Below are 218 nucleotides of genomic sequence, written 5' to 3'. Positions count from 1 at the left end.
TGCGCCCCCCTGATGGTCGAACGTCAGCGGGACGGATTGTCCCGGTGGTCGGGCCGCTCCAGCCCATTTCCAATGTTCAACCCCTCCATGTATCGTCTGTACCGTTGCGGTGAGGATGGCGAGAATTTTTGCAGCCTGACCAATGAACAGGTGGAGCGGTATCTCGCACGATTCCGGGAGCTGGAGATCATCTGTGACATGCCCGATGCAATCATTTG

At 57.3% G+C, this 218-nt stretch carries 1 protein-coding gene; it reads left to right on the top strand.

All coding sequences use genetic code 11. The features are described from left to right. The coding region (locus tag H6B10_RS17425; protein WP_204652559.1) for a hypothetical protein at positions 1-218 on the top strand (218 nt) is incomplete at both ends.

Origin of the sequence: Gemmiger formicilis (genome assembly GCF_016901605.1) — a bacterium.
Taxonomy (GTDB): domain Bacteria; phylum Bacillota; class Clostridia; order Oscillospirales; family Ruminococcaceae; genus Gemmiger; species Gemmiger formicilis_B.
The sequence above is the reverse complement of the archived record's forward strand: the minus strand, read 5'-3'. Positions and strand labels throughout refer to the sequence as shown.